The following is an 18,099-nucleotide window of genomic DNA, read 5'->3' as shown; positions in this document are numbered from 1 at the left end:
GGTCCGACCAATAAATGGAGAAATGTGTCCTGAATGCATGACCCTGCGCAAATGTGTAAGCTGCTGTATGTGGCTGTGCGGGGCAAATCAATGTATCGGGGCACATTCTTTTACATACGAAATATACCAACATTGAATTCTGTCACTGGTGAACATTCATGACCTTTGCTTCGTGATGAACGGAGTGGGGGGACACGCAATAATTTGAGAAAAAATTAAAAATGGGATGGATTTTTGCGCGGGATTGTGCAAAAATTAGATCATGAAAAAGATCTGATTTAAGAAGGAGAGAAAGCCATGGCTGAGAGTGTAAAGAAACGTTCAGAGATCGAAGAACAGGATACCTGGAAACTGGAGGACATGATCGAATCACCGGAAAAGTTCGAGGAACTCATGGACGGTGTGGAGGAGCGGATCCAGGAGTATGAGGCATACCGGGAAAAACTTGGAAACTCCGCGGAATACCTGAAGAACTATCTGACATATGATGAGTCTGTGGACGAGACACTTTCTCTCCTTTATGCGTATGCGATGCAGAGGCGGGACCAGGATACCTCCGTCAGCGAGAACCAGGCGCTGGTGTCGAGAGTCCAGTCCCTGGCTGTGAAAGCGATGGCGGCATCTTCCTTCGCGGATCCGGAGATTTTAAGTATCCCGGATGAGAAGATGGCAGAATTTCTTGCATCTCCGGAGCTTGCCCACTATAAGAAACAGCTGGAACGGCTGCTGGCGAAAAAGGCTCACAGGTTATCGGAGAAGGAGGAGGCGATCTTAGCTGCCGCCTCCGAGATCTCGGGAACGCCATCATCGGTGTTTGCCCTGTTCAACAACGCGGATCTGAAATTTGAGCCGGTGAAGGATGAAAACGGGGAGCTGGTGGATGTGACCCACGCGAGATACGGAAAGCTCATCGAGAGCAGGGACAGGAGTGTCCGCGAGGCAGCGTTCCATTCCCTGTACGCCTCCTACCGTCAGTTCGCAAATACCGTTGCCGCAAACTATGAGGGAAATGTCAAACAGGGAAATTTCTATGCGAGAATGAGAAAATATCCGTCCGCAAGAGCCATGTACCTGGCGGGGAATGAGATCCCGGAAAAGGTTTACGACAACCTGATCGAGTCCGTCCATAACGCTCTGCCGCTGATGCACCGGTACATGAAATTCAGAAAGAGCTATATGAATGTCTCTGAGCTCCACATGTATGATCTCTATGTGCCGCTGACGGAAGATTATGAGAAGACCTACACCTACAAGGAGGCGCAGGAGCTGATCTTAAAGGCGCTAAAGCCGTTAGGAGAGGAGTATCTGAATCTCCTGAGAACAGGATTTGAGAACCGCTGGATCGACGTCTATGAGAATGAGGGAAAAAGAAGCGGCGCGTACTCCAACAGCGCTTACGGCGTTCACCCGTATGTGCTGATGAGCTTTGATGGAACATTGAATTCTGTCCTCACGCTGGCCCATGAGATGGGGCATTCCATTCACTCCTGGTATTCCAACGCGAACCAGAGCTACACCTACGCAGGATACAGGATCTTTGTGGCTGAGGTGGCCTCCACCTGCAATGAGATCCTGCTCTTAAACTACATGATCAACGAGGCAAAGGACAGAAAAGAGAAGTTTTATCTGGTGAACCAGCTTGCGGAACGGTTCCGCACGACACTTTTCCGTCAGGCCCTGTTCGCGGAGTTCGAGTGGGAGACTTATAAGCTTTCCTGGAATGGAACCCCGCTCACAAAAGATTTGCTCTGTGGTCTTTACCATGAGCTGAATTCGGAGTATTATGGGAAAGAGACCGTGATCGACTCCGACATCGACCACGAGTGGGAGCGGATCCCGCACTTTTACATGCAGTTTTATGTGTACCAGTACGCCACCGGATTTTCGGCGGCGATGGCCATCGCGAGACGGATCCTGGCAGGCGACACGGAGACGAAGGATGGCTATTTCCGCTTCTTAAAAGGCGGCTGTTCCAGGACTCCGGTGGAATTACTGAAGCTTGTAGGTCTTGACATGGAAGAGCCGGAGGTTGTGAATGAGGCTGTGAAGGTGTTTGAGGGGCTGCTGGATGAGATGGAAGAGCTGGCGTAAAAAGGAATTTTTTGTCAGAGATTTCTGGTTCGTACCGACGCAGTACGGACTGAAAGGTATCAAAAAACATAAAGGATTGCAGCTGTTCAGCATGTGCATGGCGCAATCGAGAATTCATTTCAAAGTATTTTGATGAAATTTTGTTATGCTCCATGTGATGGATTTTTAAGGTCTGCATAGTAAATACGCAGATCTGCTGAAAGGCTGTAATTCATTGGCTATGAAATTGGAGTTCAGTGTTTGCTGATCAAGGGATGAAGAGTCGGCATGAGGAGAAGAGGCGAGCAGTTATGAGTATTTATGAGGCAATTTTTAACCGGTGTTCCGTCAGAGAATACCGGATGGAAAAGATTGAGCCGGAGAAACTGGAGGGGCTGAAACGGTACCTGAAGAATGTAGCGCTTTTAGATGAGGAAAAGCCGGTAGAATTTGAGATCGTGGACAACACCGACAAAAAGCTGAAGGTCCACGGACTCTGGAAGACGGAAGCACCGTACTACCTTGCGGTATACTGCGGCGATGACCGCCTTTCCATGCGAAATGCCGGGTACGCAGCAGAGCAGGCAGTCCTCTACCTTACATCGAAGGAACTCGGAACCTGCTATCTCGGAGCGACAAAAGCAGGGGAGGATAAAAAAGACGGACTGAAGCGTTTCCTCGTGATCGCCTTCGGCAAAGCATCCGCAAAGCCGTTCCGCGATTCGTCCATGGCACACAGAAACTCCCTGGCAGCTCTCTGTGCCTTCAAGGATGAACCGGGAGAACAGGTAAAGTCGATCCTCCGCGCCGCCCGCCTCGCCCCGTCCTCCTTCAACTCCCAGCCCTGGCGCTTCGTCGTTTACTCCGACCGCCTCTACATCTTCATGAAAAAAGCCGCCCCATTCTCCGGAAAAGGAGCGAAGGCCTTCAAGGAGTTCAACATGGGAATCATGCTGTCACATATCATGCTGGCAGCAGAGGAATACTGGATGAACATGGAGACGCTGGTGGAGGAGCAGTTTGCTAAGAAGGATTATAAGAATGGGGAGTATGTCTGTACGATTGTGTTTCATAGTTGAAAAACGCCACACCGCATCTGTCTGGCCTCCTCCCCATCTGTCACAATATTCCCCGATTCTCCTCAAATTGCAGAAATTTTCCCAACCTCTATATTTCTACTTGAAACCGGAAACACCATATGCTAAAATTGGAAAGAATAAGGTGTTGTAGAAACGCAACTACATCGGAGGAGGAAACTATGATCAGTCAGCTCATACAGAAGATTCAGAAGACAAAGGCACCGATCTGCGTCGGTCTTGACCCTATGTTAGGTTATATCCCGAACCATATTGTCCAGAGAGCATTTAAGGACTTCGGCGAGACCATGGAAGGAGCTGCCGAGGCTGTATGGCAGTTTAACAAAGAAATTATTGATAACACTTATGATTTGATTCCCTCAGTGAAACCGCAGATTGCAATGTATGAGCAGTTTGGCATTGAGGGTCTTAAAATATATGCCCGCACGATCGAATACTGCCAGAATAAGGGACTCCTTGTGATCGGAGATGTAAAGAGAGGCGATATCGGATCCACTTCCTCCGCATATGCAGTTGGACATATCGGAAGTGTAAAAGTTGGAAGCAATGAATGCCGCGGTTTTAATACGGATTTTATCACAGTAAACCCGTACCTTGGAACAGACGGAATCAAACCGTTCGTCAATGTCTGCAACGATGAGGACAGAGGCCTTTTTGTTCTCGTTAAGACATCCAACCCGTCCAGCGGCGAGTTCCAGGACCGCCTTGTAGACGGAAGACCGCTCTACGAGTTAGTCGCAGAGAAGGTCGTTGAGTGGGGCGAAGCAAGCATGGACGGCGATTACAGCAACGTAGGCGCTGTTGTGGGCGCTACATATCCGGAGATGAGCAAGATCTTAAGAAAGCTCATGCCGAAGACATACTTCCTTGTACCGGGCTACGGCGCACAGGGCGGTACCGCGAAAGACTTAATGCACTGTTTCAACGAGGATGGTCTCGGAGCTGTCGTAAACTCCTCCAGAGGAATCATCGCTGCGTATAAGCAGGAGAAATACGCAAAGTTCGGTCCGGAACATTTCGCAGAGGCATCCAGACAGGCCGTTGTGGATATGATCGCGGATATCAACTCCGTATTATAATAGTACATTGAAAATTTATCAGCCATGGCGTATGTCCGTGGCTGATGTGTTGTAACCATATAAAAACAGTGTTCCGGAAAGTTGGAAAAGCACCGGAATACTGATAGTAAACCACCAGGAGGAAACCATGGCACAGAAAAAAGTAAACGCTGTGATCCACAGCCAGGAAAAACTGGCAGAGGGAATCTACAGCATGTGGCTTGACGCACCGGAGATGGCAAAAGCAGCCGTACCGGGACAGTTTATCGCTGTTTACACCAATGACCAGTCAAAGCTTCTGCCGCGTCCGATCAGTATCTGCGAGGCAGACAAGGAGAATGGAAGACTTCGGATCGTTTACCGCATCGCGGGAGCCGGAACAAAGGAATTTTCCGCATACGAGGAAGGCGATACCCTCGATATTATGGGACCGCTGGGAAATGGATTCCCCTTAAAGAAGAAAAAAGCATTCCTGATCGGCGGCGGAATCGGAATCCCGCCGATGTTAGAGCTTGCTAAGAACCTTGACTGCGAGAAGACAGCAGTCATCGGTTACAGAGATAAAGAGACCTTCCTCGCGGACGAGCTTCGCAAATACGCCGATGTCGTGATCGCGACAGAGGATGGAAGTGTCGGAACAAAAGGAAATGTCATCGACGCGATCCGCGCGGAGAAGCTTACCGCGGATATTATCTACGCATGCGGACCAACTCCGATGTTGAAGGCATTAAAGACCTACGCAATGGAGAACGGGATCGAGTGCTATATCTCTCTGGAAGAAAAGATGGCATGCGGAATCGGTGCCTGTCTTGGCTGTGTATGCCACAGCAAGGACATTGATGAGCACAGTAACGTGAGAAACAAGAGAATCTGCAAGGACGGTCCGGTATTCCGCGCTGAAGAGGTAGAACTTCTGACTCCGGATGAGCAGCGCGAGCGCATCGCCTCCGGCATCATGATCAAGAAGGAGGGGCAGGCATGAATACAAAAGTAACACTTGCCGGTGTAGAGTTAAAGAACCCGGTTATGACCTGTTCCGGTACCTTTGGTTCCGGTATGGAATACGGCGAGATGATCGATCTTGACCGTCTCGGCGCTGTTGTAACAAAAGGAATCGCAAACGTGCCGTGGCCGGGAAATCCGACCCCGCGAGTGACGGAAGTTTACGGCGGAATGTTAAATGCTATCGGTCTTCAGGGACCGGGCGTCGACGTGTTCATGAAGCGCGACGTTCCGTTCTTAAGACAGCATGACACAAAGATCATCGTTAATGTCTGCGGAAAGTCCGAGAGCGACTATGTGGATGTTGTGGAGCGTCTTGCTGACGCTGATGTGGATATGCTTGAGATCAATATCTCCTGCCCGAACGTGAAAGAGGGCGGAATCGCATTCGGTCAGGATCCGAAATGTGCGGAGCAGATCACAAAGGCGGTAAAGAAGGTTGCAAAGCAGCCGGTGATCATGAAGCTCTCCCCGAACGTTACGGATATCGCTGAGATGGCGAGAGCCGTTGAGGCAGGCGGAGCGGATGTGGTATCTCTGATCAACACCATCACGGGAATGAAGATCGATATCAACAAGCGCACATTCGCCCTGGCAAACAAGACCGGCGGTATGTCCGGCCCGGCGATCAAACCGGTGGCTGTCCGCATGGTATATCAGGTTGCCAACGCCGTGAAGATCCCGGTGATCGGAATGGGCGGCATTATGACGGCTGAGGACGCGCTGGAGTTCATCCTCGCAGGTGCGACAGCAGTGTCCATCGGAACCGCGAATTTCATCAACCCGGATACGACGATCCAGGTGATCGAGGGCATCGAGGCGCACATGAAGAAGTACGGTGTGGAAGATATCCACGAGTTAATTGGTGCTGTGCACTAAGAATATTATTTTGAAAGGAAGTTTTAGGTAATGGAAAAGTACAAGCAGGAATTTATTGAATTCATGGTTGATTGCGGCGTATTAAAATTTGGAGATTTCGTAACAAAGAGCGGAAGAAAGACACCGTTTTTCGTAAACACAGGCTTCTACCGCACAGGCGCCCAGCTCAGAAAGCTCGGCGAGTACTACGCGAAGGCAATCAATGATACATTCGGAACAGACTTCGATGTTCTCTTTGGACCGGCTTACAAGGGAATCCCGCTGACCGTTGCAACAAGCATGGCGATCAGCGAGCACTTCGGCGCGGACATCAAGTACTGCTCCAACAGAAAAGAAGTAAAAGACCACGGTGACAAGGGAATCCTTCTCGGCAGCCCGATCGCTGACGGTGACAAGGTCGTTATCATCGAGGACGTGACAACAGCGGGTACATCCATCGAGGAGACACTTCCGATCATCAAGGCACAGGGCGATGTCGATGTTCTCGGTCTTGTTGTATCCGTAGACCGCTGCGAGAGAGGTAAAGGCGAGAAGTCCGCTCTTACCGAGATCCAGGAGAAATACGGTTTCCGCACAACAGCGATCGTAACCATGAAGGAAGTAGTTGAGCACCTTTACAATAAGGAGTACAAGGGAAAAGTGATCATCGACGATACATTAAAAGCTGCGATCGACGCATACTATGAGCAGTATGGCGTAAAATAAGAAGGAGCGGTTTTATGGAAAAGATTTATAAGACCATGAGAAACACAGGGGCAGCGAGCATCGCGGTCGGAGTTATTGTTGCCTCTGTCGGACTTGCTGCCGGAATCATCGCGATCGTGAACGGGGCACTGCTTCTTAAGAGAAAATCTGAGATCACGTTTTAATCGGATCAGGGCGGTTTTAACGCGGCTGTGCAAACAAAAAGAGCGGTGAAGCATGCCTGAAAAGTGAGATGAACGGAGTGGGAGATGTGGCCTTTATGGCGGCATCTCCTTTCCTGCTTAAAAATTCGGAGAGTATCCGGAGAGAAGGACCACGAAACAGGACCCCTGTTTTGGTGGAAATGGAGAATTTTAAAAATGAAAAAACACAGACATCGGATTCTCGGGGCGGTTCTTTTCGTCCTGTATCTGGTTCTGCTGACATATTTCCTGTTTTTCGCCGAAGAAATGGGGCGCAGCCCCGATGTGAGGGCCGAATATTCCTACAACCTGACCCTTTTTAAAGAGATTCGGCGCTTTCTTTTATACAGGAACATTCTTGGCTGGCGCGCGGTGTTCTTGAATATTTTCGGCAACGTGCTGGCATTTATGCCCTTTGGCTTTTTTCTGCCGGTCATCTGGGTGCGGACGAGACACTGGTATATCACAGTACTCTTAAGCTTTGCCATGAGTCTTCTTGTGGAGACGATGCAGCTTGTCGGCAAAGTCGGAAGCTTTGATGTGGATGACCTGCTCTTAAATACCATCGGTGGTTTTGCCGGGTATATTATTTTTGTCCTTGCGAGAGGCGTTTGGGAGAGATACAGTGGAACGAATCGGAAATAAAGTATCGTATATAAAAAAGCCGTTTGCAAAGAATAGTTTTGTGGCGGCAGGGCTCGCAGCGGCGGCACTTGTCTTTTATGCCGCCGCCATCAGCTTTTCGTACTATACCCAGGGGAATGCACCGCTTGCGGCTGCGGCTCTGGGTTTTTGCAGTATTATCATTGCGGTGTCATCGGTGGTCTATGGTGTATTTGCCATGATGGAGAAAGAGAAGAATTATCTTCTGGCGAAGATCAGCCTTGCGGCGGCGGGGATCCTGCTGCTGGTGTGGGTACTGATGATCGTGTTTGCGCTGTAAAGATGACAGGGCGGAACCGGGAATAGCGGTCCGGAGCGCATCTTTTTCAGGTGCGGAAAATGAACGTGAAATGGAGGCATGACACATGGAACAAGATCTGATCAGAGAGCGCTATGACCTTTCCATGGCGCGGATCCAGGAAATTCTGACGGAAGAGACGGTACCGGAAAACTACCGGGATTATTTTAGAAAAGTGACAGAGTTCATTATCCAGTGCGGCGAGGTCTTAAAGGCGAAAGAGGACGGAAGCCTGGATCAGATGACACTGGAAGAGGGAAGAACGTTAAACCATAAGCTTTATGCGGATGTTCTTCCTGAAAACTATGAGACAAGCTATACGAATCCGGCTTACGCGGTGAAGACACTGGGGGAGGAGTACGGAAAGCTTCTTTCCTATCTCTATGCGGAGATCCGCGGGGATATCATTTACGCGTTTGAGGGACGTGTTCTGGATCTCGTGATCGGAAACGAGGCACTGATCGAGATCTACAATCTCTTTGAGGGCGAGACACTTCCGGCAGCGAAGGAGATCAAGGACGTGCTCTACTGGAGCGCCAGCGACTACTGTGATGTGACTCTGACTTACCGTGTACAGGAAGGCGTGGATCCAAAGCTTGACTTCGCGAAAAAGATCATCATGGAGAGTGACCTTTCCGATCTCTCGTATCTCTACCGGTTCGGTGCGTATATTTCCCCGGAAGAGGAGAAGACAGCGGCGTTCTTAAACAGCCTGCCGGAGGAAGAGATCAGGAAGATGGCAGATACCTATACTGACGGATATATCCGTGGATTTGAGGTCATGGGCCGGGATCTTTCGAAGAAGAAGACGGTGTCAGTGCGTTATCCGATCGGTTTTGAACGCATGGTACGCCAGGCAGTAAAAAATTTCGAGTCAGCGGGGCTTTCGGTGATCTTTTGCAGAAGTGCTGTGGGCAGCATCAACCGGAATCCGGCAGGACACAGCGGATACGCATCCTCTTCCCCGAACAGACAGTATGATTATGACCATCGTTATGACAGCGCAGTCTATATGGATAAGGCGTTCCGTGACCGGAAGATCGGTGTCTTAAAGACGGCCTACGAGCAGTATAAAGAGGACGCAGCCGCTTACGCGGGACCGGCGGTCATCGAGACCTTCGGCGAGCCGGGCTTTGAGCCAGTGAATAAGCCGGAGGCATGGGCGTTTACGGAGAAACAGCAGAACCTTTATCTGGAGTACAGGAATCTCTCTATGACGGTGGTGAACGAATATATTCCGGGGGATGAGACGAGCTTTACGATCATCGCGTTCCCGGTTCCGGCAATCGGGGAACTGTTCCCGGAGATCTTTAAGGAGACGATCCGGATCAACACACTGGATTACGAACTTTACCGTGACATGCAGCAGAAGATCATTGATGTTCTCGATACGGCGGAGTATGTGGAGATCACCGGAAAAGGGGAGAACCAGACGAACATGCAGGTCCAGCTGGCTGCGATTTCCAACCCGGAAAAGCAGACGAAGTTTGAGAACTGTGTGGCGGATGTAAATATTCCGCTTGGCGAGGTGTTCACTTCCCCGAAGCTTGCGGGAACGAACGGAATCTTAAATGTGGGAACGGTTTATATCGGAGATATCCAGTACCGGAACCTCCGCATGGAATTCAAGGACGGCCGTGTGGTTTCAGCGGTATGCGATAACTTCGTGGAAAATGGAGTGATCGATCAGGAAGCCGGACACCGCCTTATCGTGCAGGGAATCATGAACGGTCACGAGACGCTGCCCCTCGGTGAGTTTGCCATCGGAACGAACACGACGGCTTACGCGATGGCGGAGAAGTTTGGAATTCTGGACCGTCTGCCGATCCTTATCGTCGAGAAGATGGGACCGCACTTTGCAGTTGGCGACACCTGCTACAGCTGGTCTGAGGACAGCCCGATGTACAATCCGGACGGCAAGGAGATGATCGCGAGAGACAACGAAGTTTCTATATTAAGGAAGGAAGATGTCTCGAAGGCGTACTTCGGCGTCCACACGGATATCACGATCCCATATAAGGAGCTGGAGAGAATTTCCGCAGTCCATACAGACGGAACGAAGACAGATATCATTCTGGACGGAAGGTTTGTTCTGGCGGGGCTGGATGAATTGAATAGGCCGCTGGATGAAAAATAAGAAAAAGTTGTAACTGTGAAGATACAGAATCGTTACAAAAAGTTTTATCAGACTGCAAAACCGGAATAGCATAGAGAAAATTATGAACACAGTGGTTATGCAGCTGATGACAGGACACCTTGAAATATGTAATTCATTTATGTATTTCAGGGTGTTTTTACATAATTACACTGAGTGTGGACACCTGTGATTCCAGGAAAAGCCGCTGACAGACCGATGGATGGGAAGAATATTATATTTTGCAGTATCACATCACTGCATGAAGTTGGCAGAATCTACGGATTCCTACTTGACGCGCATAAAAAAACCTTGTATTATGATTGATAAGGAAATATTGTTACTAAAAAGCTATTTATTAGAATGACTTATCAATAATCGTTACACTCATAAGGAGAAAAAACAATGGCAAAAGTTGGAATTGTAATGGGCAGTGACTCTGATATGCCGATCATGGCACAGGCTGCCGAGGTACTGGAACAGTTTGGTATTGATTTTGAAATGACGATCATTTCCGCTCACAGAGAGCCGGATACATTTTTCGAGTACGCGAAGAGCGCCGAGAGCAAAGGCATGAAGGTCATTATCGCCGGCGCAGGCAAGGCAGCTCATCTTCCGGGTATGTGCGCAGCGATCTTTCCGCTTCCGGTCATCGGAATCCCGATGAAGACTTCTGACTTAGGCGGCGTGGATTCCCTCTATTCTATCGTACAGATGCCGTCCGGAATCCCGGTAGCGACCGTAGCGATCAACGGAGGAAAGAACGCCGGAATCCTTGCGGCAAAGATCCTTGCGGCATCCGATCCGGAACTCCTTGAAAAATTAAAAGCTTATTCCGAGAAGATGAAGACGGAAGTTGAGAGCAAGGCTGAGAAGCTCGACAAGATCGGATACAAAGAGTATCTTGCTTCCATGAAAAAATGACAAGTAACAGAGATATTAAAAACAGAGTTCCCGCAGACAGAAAAGGGAGTAGCTGCCGGGCATTGTGTTTCCAGCAGGGTCTGATGAAGACACAGTGTAAACTCATATAAGCATAAAAAATATAGAAATCGGGACATGATCGCGCATGCAGCATGCAGAATGTGCAGAGAATGTCCGAGAACATAAGATTCTCCAGGAGGAAATACATATGGATTACAAGAAAGCCGGAGTTGATATCGAGGCTGGTTACAAGTCTGTAGAACTGATGAAAGAGCATGTTAAGAAGACCATGCGTGAGGAAGTTTTAGGTGGTCTTGGCGGATTTTCCGGTGCATTCTCCCTCGCAAAGATCAAAGATATGGAGGAGCCGGTCCTTCTTTCCGGTACTGACGGATGTGGAACAAAGGTGAAACTTGCGATGATCATGGACAAGCATGACACCATCGGTATCGACGCAGTTGCCATGTGTGTCAACGATATCGCGTGTGCAGGCGGTGAGCCGTTATTCTTCTTAGACTATATTGCATGCGGCAAGAACTATCCGGAAAAGATCGCGGATATCGTAAAAGGTGTTGCGGAAGGCTGTCTCCAGTCTGAAGCTGCCCTGATCGGCGGTGAGACCGCAGAGCATCCGGGTCTCATGGCAGAGGATGAGTATGACCTTGCAGGTTTCTCCGTTGGCGTCTGCGATAAAAAGGATATGATCACAGGTGAGGATCTTCAGCCGGGTGATGTGCTGATCGGAATGGCTTCCACAGGCGTTCACTCCAACGGTTTCTCTCTTGTCCGCAAGGTATTTGAGAAAGAGATGACTGCGGAGGGCTTAAATACATATTACGACGAGCTTGGAAAGACTCTTGGTGAGACACTTCTCGCTCCGACAAGAATCTATGTGAAAGCTTTAAAGAACGTGAAAAAAGCAGGCGTTACCGTAAAGGCATGCAGCCATATCACAGGCGGCGGCTTCTACGAGAATGTTCCGCGTATGTTAAAGGATGGCGTCCGCGCTGTGATTCATAAAGACAGCTACCAGATCCCGCCGATCTTCCCGCTGATGCAGAAAAAGGGCGAGATCGATGAGAAGATGATGTACAACACCTTTAACATGGGAATCGGCATGGTCGTTGCAGTCGCTGAGGAAGATGTCCGCACAACGATGGCAGCCATGAAAGCAGCAGGAGATATCCCGTATATCATCGGATCCATCGAGGCAGGAGAAAAGGGAGTGACCTTATGTTAAGAGTCGGCGTTCTTGTTTCCGGCGGAGGAACGAATCTTCAGGCGATCTTGGATGCCATCGACGCGGGAACGATCCGCAATGCGAAGGTAGAGGTCGTCATCAGCAACAACGCAGGCGCGTTTGCTTTGGAGCGCGCGAAAAAGCATGGGATTCCGGCTGAGTGTCTTTCCCCGAAGGATTTTGCGTCCAGGGAGGAGTTCAATGAGGCACTGGTTGCTAAAATCGATTCCTATGAGCTGGACCTCATCGTGCTGGCAGGATATCTCGTGAAGATCCCGGCAGCCATGATCGAAAAATACAGAGATAAGATCATCAATATCCACCCGTCTTTGATTCCGTCCTTCTGCGGTGTCGGCTTCTACGGATTGAAGGTCCATGAGGCTGCTCTTCGGAGAGGTGTAAAGATCACCGGTGCGACGGTACATTTTGTGGACGAGGGAATGGATTCCGGTCCGATCATCTTACAGAAGGCTGTTGAAGTGGAAAAAGGCGACACGCCGGAGGTCCTTCAGCGCCGCGTCATGGAACAGGCAGAGTGGAAGATCCTGCCGAAGGCCATCGACATGATCGCAAACGGAGAGATCTGATACAGGATAGAAGACAGCCGTTCCTGGCTGCGCGGGGCGTATACAGGAACGGCTTCACTGATAAGCAGGAGGAAAAACGAATGAAGGTTTTAATCGTTGGCAGCGGCGGAAGAGAGCATGCGATCGCATGGAAGGTCGCACAGAGCAAGAAGGTCGATAAGATCTACTGTGCCCCGGGCAATGCAGGTATTTCTGAAGTAGCGGAGTGCGTGCCGATCGGTGCCATGGAATTTGATAAATTAGTTGCTTTCGCGAAAGAAAAAGAGATCGATCTTACCGTGATCGGTATGGACGATCCGCTTGTAGGCGGAATCGTTGATGTCTTCGAGAAAGAGGGACTCCGTGTATTCGGACCGAGAAAGAACGCGGCGATCCTCGAGGGTTCCAAGGCATTCTCTAAGGACCTTATGAAGAAGTACAATATCCCGACAGCGGCTTATGAGACATTTACAGACCCGGAAAAGGCGCTGGAGTATCTTGAGACCGCAAAGATGCCGATCGTACTGAAGGCAGACGGTCTTGCGCTTGGAAAGGGCGTTCTGATCTGCCAGACATTGGAAGAGGCAAAAGAGGGCGTTAAGACCCTGATGATGGATAAGAAGTTCGGCTCCGCGGGTGATGAGATCGTTATCGAGGAGTTTATGACAGGACGTGAGGTATCCGTACTGTCCTTCGTGGATGGAAATATCGTAAAGATCATGAGCTCTGCCCAGGACCACAAGCGTGCAAAGGACGGCGATCAGGGCTTAAATACCGGCGGTATGGGAAACTTCTCCCCAAGCCCGTTCTACACAAAAGAAGTCGACGAGTTCTGTAAGAAATATATCTATCAGGCTACCGTTGATGCCATGAAGGCAGAGGGAAGACCGTTTAAGGGCGTTATCTTCTTCGGACTTATGCTGACACCGGACGGACCGAAGGTTCTCGAGTACAACGCGAGATTCGGCGACCCGGAGGCGCAGGTCGTTCTCCCAAGACTGGAAAACGATATTGTGGACGTCTTCGAGGCATGTATCGACGGAACGCTCGATCAGGTCGACTTAAAGTTCGACAATGACCGCGCGACAGTATGTGTGATCTTAGCGTCCGACGGCTACCCGGTAGAGTATAAAAAAGGATTCCCGATCGAGGGACTTGAGAAGTTCAAGGGAAAAGACGATTATTATGTCTTCCACTCCGGCACAAAATTCAACGAAAACGGTCAGATCGTCACCAACGGCGGCCGTGTCCTCGGTGTGACCGCCACCGGAAAAGATCTGAAGGAAGCCAGAAAGAAGGCTTATGAGGCTACGGAATGGATATCATTTGAGAATAAGTATATGAGACATGATATTGGTAAGGCGATCGACGATATTCACTCATAACCTAAAAGGTCCAATGAATCTCAAAATCTCCATTTGAATTGATCATTATATGATTGATCAATAGGCAGACGAGATTGTGCTTTTCGGTATCATCCAATTCATCAATGTTGGACATGGACAGGATACTTTTCACATCGGCAGTATCTTTCTGATCAGCTGTAGCATTCTCAATTTCAAGAGAGAGGGTATCTCTTTCGGAATAGAGGATCTGCAGCTGATTTTCTATATCCTTTTCTTCGACTGAACCAAGCGAGTAGAGCCTGATCGTGCGGGCAATTTGCTTTTGTATATTTTCCAGACGTTTATTTAATGTTTCAACAAGAGATGAAGAGTCCGCAGCGGGGGAATTGGAAACTTCATCAAAATAATCAGGATCCAGCTGGAGATGACGGATTTCATTTAAAACAGCATTGTCTAAGACCTCGACTCTTATGTTGGGAGACATACATTTTGGAGATCCATCACGCCAGTTGTAAGCACGATTACGACATTTGTAATATTTATAGCGATGCTTTTTCGTGCCTACATAATGAGCAGAATATGTGGCCCCACAGGAAGCACATCGGCATAGCCCAGAGAGAAGATACTGACCGTAGTGCCCGGTATGTTCTTTTTTGTAGTATTCAGCGATCTGGGTAACCTTTTTCTGAACTTCATTAAATGTGGTTTCGTCTATAAGTGGTTCGTGGATCCCGTTAATATATCCAGTATTTGTTTTTATCTTTCCAATGTAGATAGGATTTTGCAGTATTAAAGAAATCGTATTATAACCAACTTTATAAGGTCCATATTTGGTAGTGTATCCAGACATGGAGCGGGCAATATCAGAATAGGAATATCCGCGGATCGCCAGATCGAAGATCTGTTTAACCTGCGCTGCTTCGTATTCGTTCGGGATAAGATAGTCGTTAATAAAGTCATAGCCGATTGGGACATTTCCGCCGCCGTGCCATTTTCCCTGCTTTGCCCGCCCTTCCCGTCCCATTGCCATTCGTTCCTTAATTTGTTCCCGCTCTAACTGCGCGAAGACACTTAAAATTCCGATCATGGCCCGCCCAAACGGGGTACTGGTATCAAAATTTTCCGACATGGAGATGAAATCCACATGGTTTGTAAGGAAAAGGTCCTCGATAATATAGAGGGTATCTTTCTGGGAACGGGATAATCGATCCAGTTTGTAGACAAGAACGGTATCAAAACGTTTTTGTGTGCAATCAGCAAAGAGCTTTTGGAGAGATGGACGGTTCATATTTCCGCCAGAAAAGCCCGGATCCGTATATACTTTATAGATCTTCCAGGAATGAGCTTCGCAGAATTTTGTAAGCCGGTCGATCTGCTCCGAAATGGAATATCCTTCAACGGCCTGTTCCTGGGTGGAGACCCGGACGTAAATAGCGACTTTTTTCATATAACACCTCCAGAAAAAGGTATAAAAAATACACCCCTTGCCGAGATGCCTGGAAGATGATATAATTCAGTTGTTCAGGCTGATTATATCTTTCCGGAGCATCCGGCAAGAGAAAATCTATGAAAATCCGTTCGGTGCTGGTAACACCGGGCGGTTTTTCTATTTATGTGATTTGACAAATTATTTCCGGACCTGTATAATATACTTAACGAGAGAGCCGAAAGCTAGAGTACACCTAGCCGCCGGCAAGCATCAACCTAAAAAATAGCGCCTTATCTTACCAGGACGAGGGCGCTATTTTTTGTGTGTAAAATAAGCAACGAGGGTTATTACAGCACAAAGCATAATTACAAACTGAAACAGATCAGAATATGTAACCATCAGCACCAGCCTCCTTTCACTTTCGTGTCCGGCGGCTGACATAATCGCCCCTTCGGTTCCCCGGGTAAGTATATTATTTTCAAGGTTCGTTCTATATCTTTTCCATCACCGCCAAGTGCGGTTCAAACATGATCACATATCCATCCAGCTCTGTGTAGCAGCCGTATTTTTCCCGGTAGCATTCCAAGGCTTCGTTCAGAAATTCTTCTGACACTTCCAGACATTCTGACAATTCATGCAAGTTATGGCAATGGTTCCGGTATCCCAGGATGATCCCGGAGAGTCCGATCCGACGGTCGTAGGCCCACAGCCTTGCAAGATGTTCCTGTTTGCGATTAGCCACATCATTCTGATCTAAAATATTGCCGACTGTCATGCGGTGGTGACCAAGCTCTTCCGCGAGAACACAGGACTTTTCTACCGTGGTCATATCCTGACGGATAGCTACCGTACCATCACAATACAGACCGCGGATTCGGTTGTTGTCGAAAGGATAGTCGATCACATTGACTCCATCTTCGCGGGCTTCTTCCTGTAGATATTCGTATGAATTCATAAGAGCCTCCGTAAAAATTATTCCTCCATAAAATACTGACAGCGGTTCCGATAATAATCCTGTTCCAGATGGAATAGAGAACACATTTTTGCCACGGATCCGTTTTCACGATATTCTTTCAACGCTTCCAGATATTCCGGCCGGTGAGCATCCTCTATGATCAACGGTGAAAGATTATGACGCAGGCATTCCCTGAAAAGGATCATTCGACCAGTGCGTCCGTTTCCATCCTGGAAAGGATGAATGCTTTCATAGCGAACATGAAATTCAGCCAGAATTTCAAGAGTGACATCCTGGGAGGAATACCAGGAGAGCAGTTTTCCCATTTCTTCCGGAACTTTGCTTGGAAGAACTGTCTCATACATACCGACAATGTTCGGACGTTTCTTGTAGTCACCGATCGCATACCCGTTGGCGCGATCCTCAAAGACACCGCTTTTCAGTTCATAGTGGAACTGTTTGATCAGTTCCTGGCTGAGAGGCTGGTCAATTGTTTCTAACATCTTATTGAACATTAAGAAATGTCCGTTCATTTCTTCTACATCTTTTGCACGATAATAATCATCTGATTTTGGAAGTGTGCCGGTATCAAAGAGAGACGCCGTCTGTTCTTCCGTCAGAGTGCTGCCTTCGATTTTGTTGGAGTTATAAGCAAGTAAGCGCTGAGTGAGACCGTAGATTCCGGAGCGGTCACGGCGCTTCCATTCTATTTGAAAACGTTCCAGCAGGAACTGAATAAATTCTGTAGTTGTCATGTGCGTCTCCTTTCTGGGGATCATGATTTCTTTCTATTCTTAACAAATTCAGCGAACTGGCGGATCTCATCCAGCTCATCCTCTGTGAAATCGTCACCGTCGAAGTGGGCGGCGATGGTGGTAGGTTGATAGTTATTTTCTGCAACCATTCGCTCCAATTCATCCGCGGTAATTCCTAAAGCATTACATATTTTACAAACATTTATATAACCGGCTTTTTCTGCCCCACGCTCTAAGATTGCTTTTACTGTAGAGTAGGGAAGACCAGATATCTTTACAATATCAGAAACCTTCATGTTTTTTGAGTCCATCAATTTCCGTAGTAATTCAGCTCTTTGATCCATGTGTATACCTCCTACGATGATATTACAATATTGCGCTAAAAAAGTAAACACAAAATTGCAAAATTCTGTAAATAATATGTTGACATTTGCGCAATAATGCAATATAGCAAAGGTACGAATTGCATAATTGCGCAATTTGAAGGAGGTGAAAAAGTTGCGCGGTAAAAATTGATAATCTTGGGGCTGAGATGAAAAGAAAAAAAGTCTCTCGCCTTGAAATTGCAACATATCTGGGAGTTTCATATAGAACGATTCATTCGAGATTCAATGGTAAAGTGCCGTGGGAATATTCAGAATGTGTGAGAATTAGAGATCACTTTTTTCCCAGAACACACATTAGAATACCTGTTCGCAACAGAGGACGAGAGGGGGGTGAGAGAGAACGGACCAAATGAAGAAGACAATATTAAACCTAGATTATTCACGGATCAGCCGTGAAAGTGGCTGAAAGC

General features: G+C 48.2%; 19 protein-coding genes. 15 read left to right on the top strand and 4 right to left on the bottom strand.

What is annotated here, in order from left to right; translation table 11 throughout:
- The first annotated feature begins 297 nt into the window (after window positions 1-297).
- The 14 genes from pepF (at window position 298) to purD (ending at window position 14,203) form a co-directional block, all read left to right on the top strand.
- Window positions 298-2,091 (top strand): oligoendopeptidase F, encoded by a 1,794-nt coding sequence (gene pepF, locus DW677_RS12045; protein ID WP_117567384.1) that lies wholly within the window; start codon window positions 298-300, stop codon window positions 2,089-2,091.
- 290 nt (window positions 2,092-2,381) lie between these two features.
- Window positions 2,382-3,149, top strand: coding sequence for a nitroreductase family protein (locus DW677_RS12040; RefSeq protein ID WP_117567382.1), 768 nt, complete (start codon window positions 2,382-2,384; stop codon window positions 3,147-3,149).
- A 179-nt stretch (window positions 3,150-3,328) separates the two neighbouring features.
- Window positions 3,329-4,246, top strand: a complete 918-nt coding sequence (gene pyrF / locus DW677_RS12035; RefSeq protein WP_015553547.1) for an orotidine-5'-phosphate decarboxylase — start codon at window positions 3,329-3,331, stop codon at window positions 4,244-4,246.
- A 127-nt stretch (window positions 4,247-4,373) separates the two neighbouring features.
- Window positions 4,374-5,207, top strand: a complete 834-nt coding sequence (locus tag DW677_RS12030) for a dihydroorotate dehydrogenase electron transfer subunit (RefSeq protein ID WP_117567380.1) — start codon at window positions 4,374-4,376, stop codon at window positions 5,205-5,207.
- Complete coding sequence (locus DW677_RS12025) at window positions 5,204-6,106, top strand: dihydroorotate dehydrogenase (RefSeq protein WP_117567378.1); 903 nt, start codon at window positions 5,204-5,206, stop codon at window positions 6,104-6,106. The genes DW677_RS12030 and DW677_RS12025 overlap by 4 nt, the downstream gene beginning before the upstream one ends.
- A gap of 30 nt (window positions 6,107-6,136) precedes the next feature.
- The gene (gene pyrE, locus DW677_RS12020; protein ID WP_015553544.1) at window positions 6,137-6,811 is read left to right on the top strand and encodes an orotate phosphoribosyltransferase; all 675 of its coding nucleotides are present in this window, start codon (window positions 6,137-6,139) and stop codon (window positions 6,809-6,811) included.
- A gap of 14 nt (window positions 6,812-6,825) precedes the next feature.
- Window positions 6,826-6,975, top strand: coding sequence for a hypothetical protein (locus DW677_RS18335; RefSeq protein ID WP_015553543.1), 150 nt, complete (start codon window positions 6,826-6,828; stop codon window positions 6,973-6,975).
- Between the two features lie 195 nt (window positions 6,976-7,170).
- Complete coding sequence (locus DW677_RS12015) at window positions 7,171-7,638, top strand: VanZ family protein (RefSeq protein WP_015553542.1); 468 nt, start codon at window positions 7,171-7,173, stop codon at window positions 7,636-7,638.
- Window positions 7,619-7,936 carry a DUF6142 family protein gene (locus DW677_RS12010; protein ID WP_021904813.1) on the top strand — a complete coding sequence of 106 codons (318 nt, stop codon included), beginning with the start codon at window positions 7,619-7,621 and terminating at the stop codon, window positions 7,934-7,936. Before DW677_RS12015 ends, DW677_RS12010 begins: the two co-directional genes overlap by 20 nt.
- Before the next feature lie 85 nt (window positions 7,937-8,021).
- Complete coding sequence (locus tag DW677_RS12005; RefSeq protein WP_117567376.1) at window positions 8,022-10,091, top strand: aminopeptidase; 2,070 nt, start codon at window positions 8,022-8,024, stop codon at window positions 10,089-10,091.
- A 402-nt stretch (window positions 10,092-10,493) separates the two neighbouring features.
- Entirely contained in the window at window positions 10,494-11,012 is a 519-nt protein-coding gene (purE, locus tag DW677_RS12000) for a 5-(carboxyamino)imidazole ribonucleotide mutase (RefSeq protein ID WP_015553540.1), read from the top strand.
- Between the two features lie 208 nt (window positions 11,013-11,220).
- Window positions 11,221-12,252 carry a phosphoribosylformylglycinamidine cyclo-ligase gene (purM, locus tag DW677_RS11995; protein WP_117485311.1) on the top strand — a complete coding sequence of 344 codons (1,032 nt, stop codon included), beginning with the start codon at window positions 11,221-11,223 and terminating at the stop codon, window positions 12,250-12,252.
- The gene (gene purN / locus DW677_RS11990; RefSeq protein ID WP_015553538.1) at window positions 12,246-12,839 is read left to right on the top strand and encodes a phosphoribosylglycinamide formyltransferase; all 594 of its coding nucleotides are present in this window, start codon (window positions 12,246-12,248) and stop codon (window positions 12,837-12,839) included. The genes purM and purN overlap by 7 nt, the downstream gene beginning before the upstream one ends.
- An 80-nt stretch (window positions 12,840-12,919) precedes the next feature.
- Window positions 12,920-14,203 (top strand): phosphoribosylamine--glycine ligase, encoded by a 1,284-nt coding sequence (purD, locus tag DW677_RS11985; RefSeq protein ID WP_117503539.1) that lies wholly within the window; start codon window positions 12,920-12,922, stop codon window positions 14,201-14,203.
- A gap of 1 nt (window position 14,204) precedes the next feature.
- Here the strand turns inward: purD and DW677_RS11980 are convergent, their stop codons facing one another.
- Window positions 14,205-15,548 carry a recombinase family protein gene (locus tag DW677_RS11980; protein WP_242992165.1) on the bottom strand — a complete coding sequence of 448 codons (1,344 nt, stop codon included), beginning with the start codon at window positions 15,546-15,548 and terminating at the stop codon, window positions 14,205-14,207.
- Here DW677_RS11980 and DW677_RS18800 point away from each other — a divergent pair.
- A complete protein-coding gene (locus tag DW677_RS18800) occupies window positions 15,432-15,671 on the top strand; it encodes a hypothetical protein (RefSeq protein ID WP_242992166.1) in 240 nt (79 codons plus the stop codon). The two genes, DW677_RS11980 and DW677_RS18800, sit on opposite strands and share 117 nt — an antisense overlap.
- A 412-nt stretch (window positions 15,672-16,083) precedes the next feature.
- On the opposite strand, the gene DW677_RS11975 is transcribed toward DW677_RS18800, so the two are convergent.
- Genes DW677_RS11975 through DW677_RS11965 form a run of 3 tightly spaced genes read right to left on the bottom strand, consistent with a single transcriptional unit; the run spans window position 16,084 to window position 17,647 of the window.
- Window positions 16,084-16,548 (bottom strand): ImmA/IrrE family metallo-endopeptidase, encoded by a 465-nt coding sequence (locus DW677_RS11975; RefSeq protein ID WP_117485321.1) that lies wholly within the window; start codon window positions 16,546-16,548, stop codon window positions 16,084-16,086.
- 17 nt (window positions 16,549-16,565) lie between these two features.
- Window positions 16,566-17,303: a Fic family protein gene (locus tag DW677_RS11970; protein WP_117567374.1), complete on the bottom strand. Its 738-nt coding sequence runs from the start codon at window positions 17,301-17,303 to the stop codon at window positions 16,566-16,568.
- Between the two features lie 20 nt (window positions 17,304-17,323).
- The gene (locus tag DW677_RS11965; protein WP_117485327.1) at window positions 17,324-17,647 is read right to left on the bottom strand and encodes a helix-turn-helix transcriptional regulator; all 324 of its coding nucleotides are present in this window, start codon (window positions 17,645-17,647) and stop codon (window positions 17,324-17,326) included.
- Window positions 17,648-18,099: the final 452 nt, after the last annotated feature.

This window comes from Clostridium sp. AM25-23AC (assembly GCF_003435125.1).
GTDB classification, from domain to species: Bacteria; Bacillota; Clostridia; order Lachnospirales; family Lachnospiraceae; genus Pilosibacter; species Pilosibacter fragilis.
Note: the sequence above shows the minus strand (reverse complement) of the source record. Positions and strands in the feature narration are given on the sequence as shown.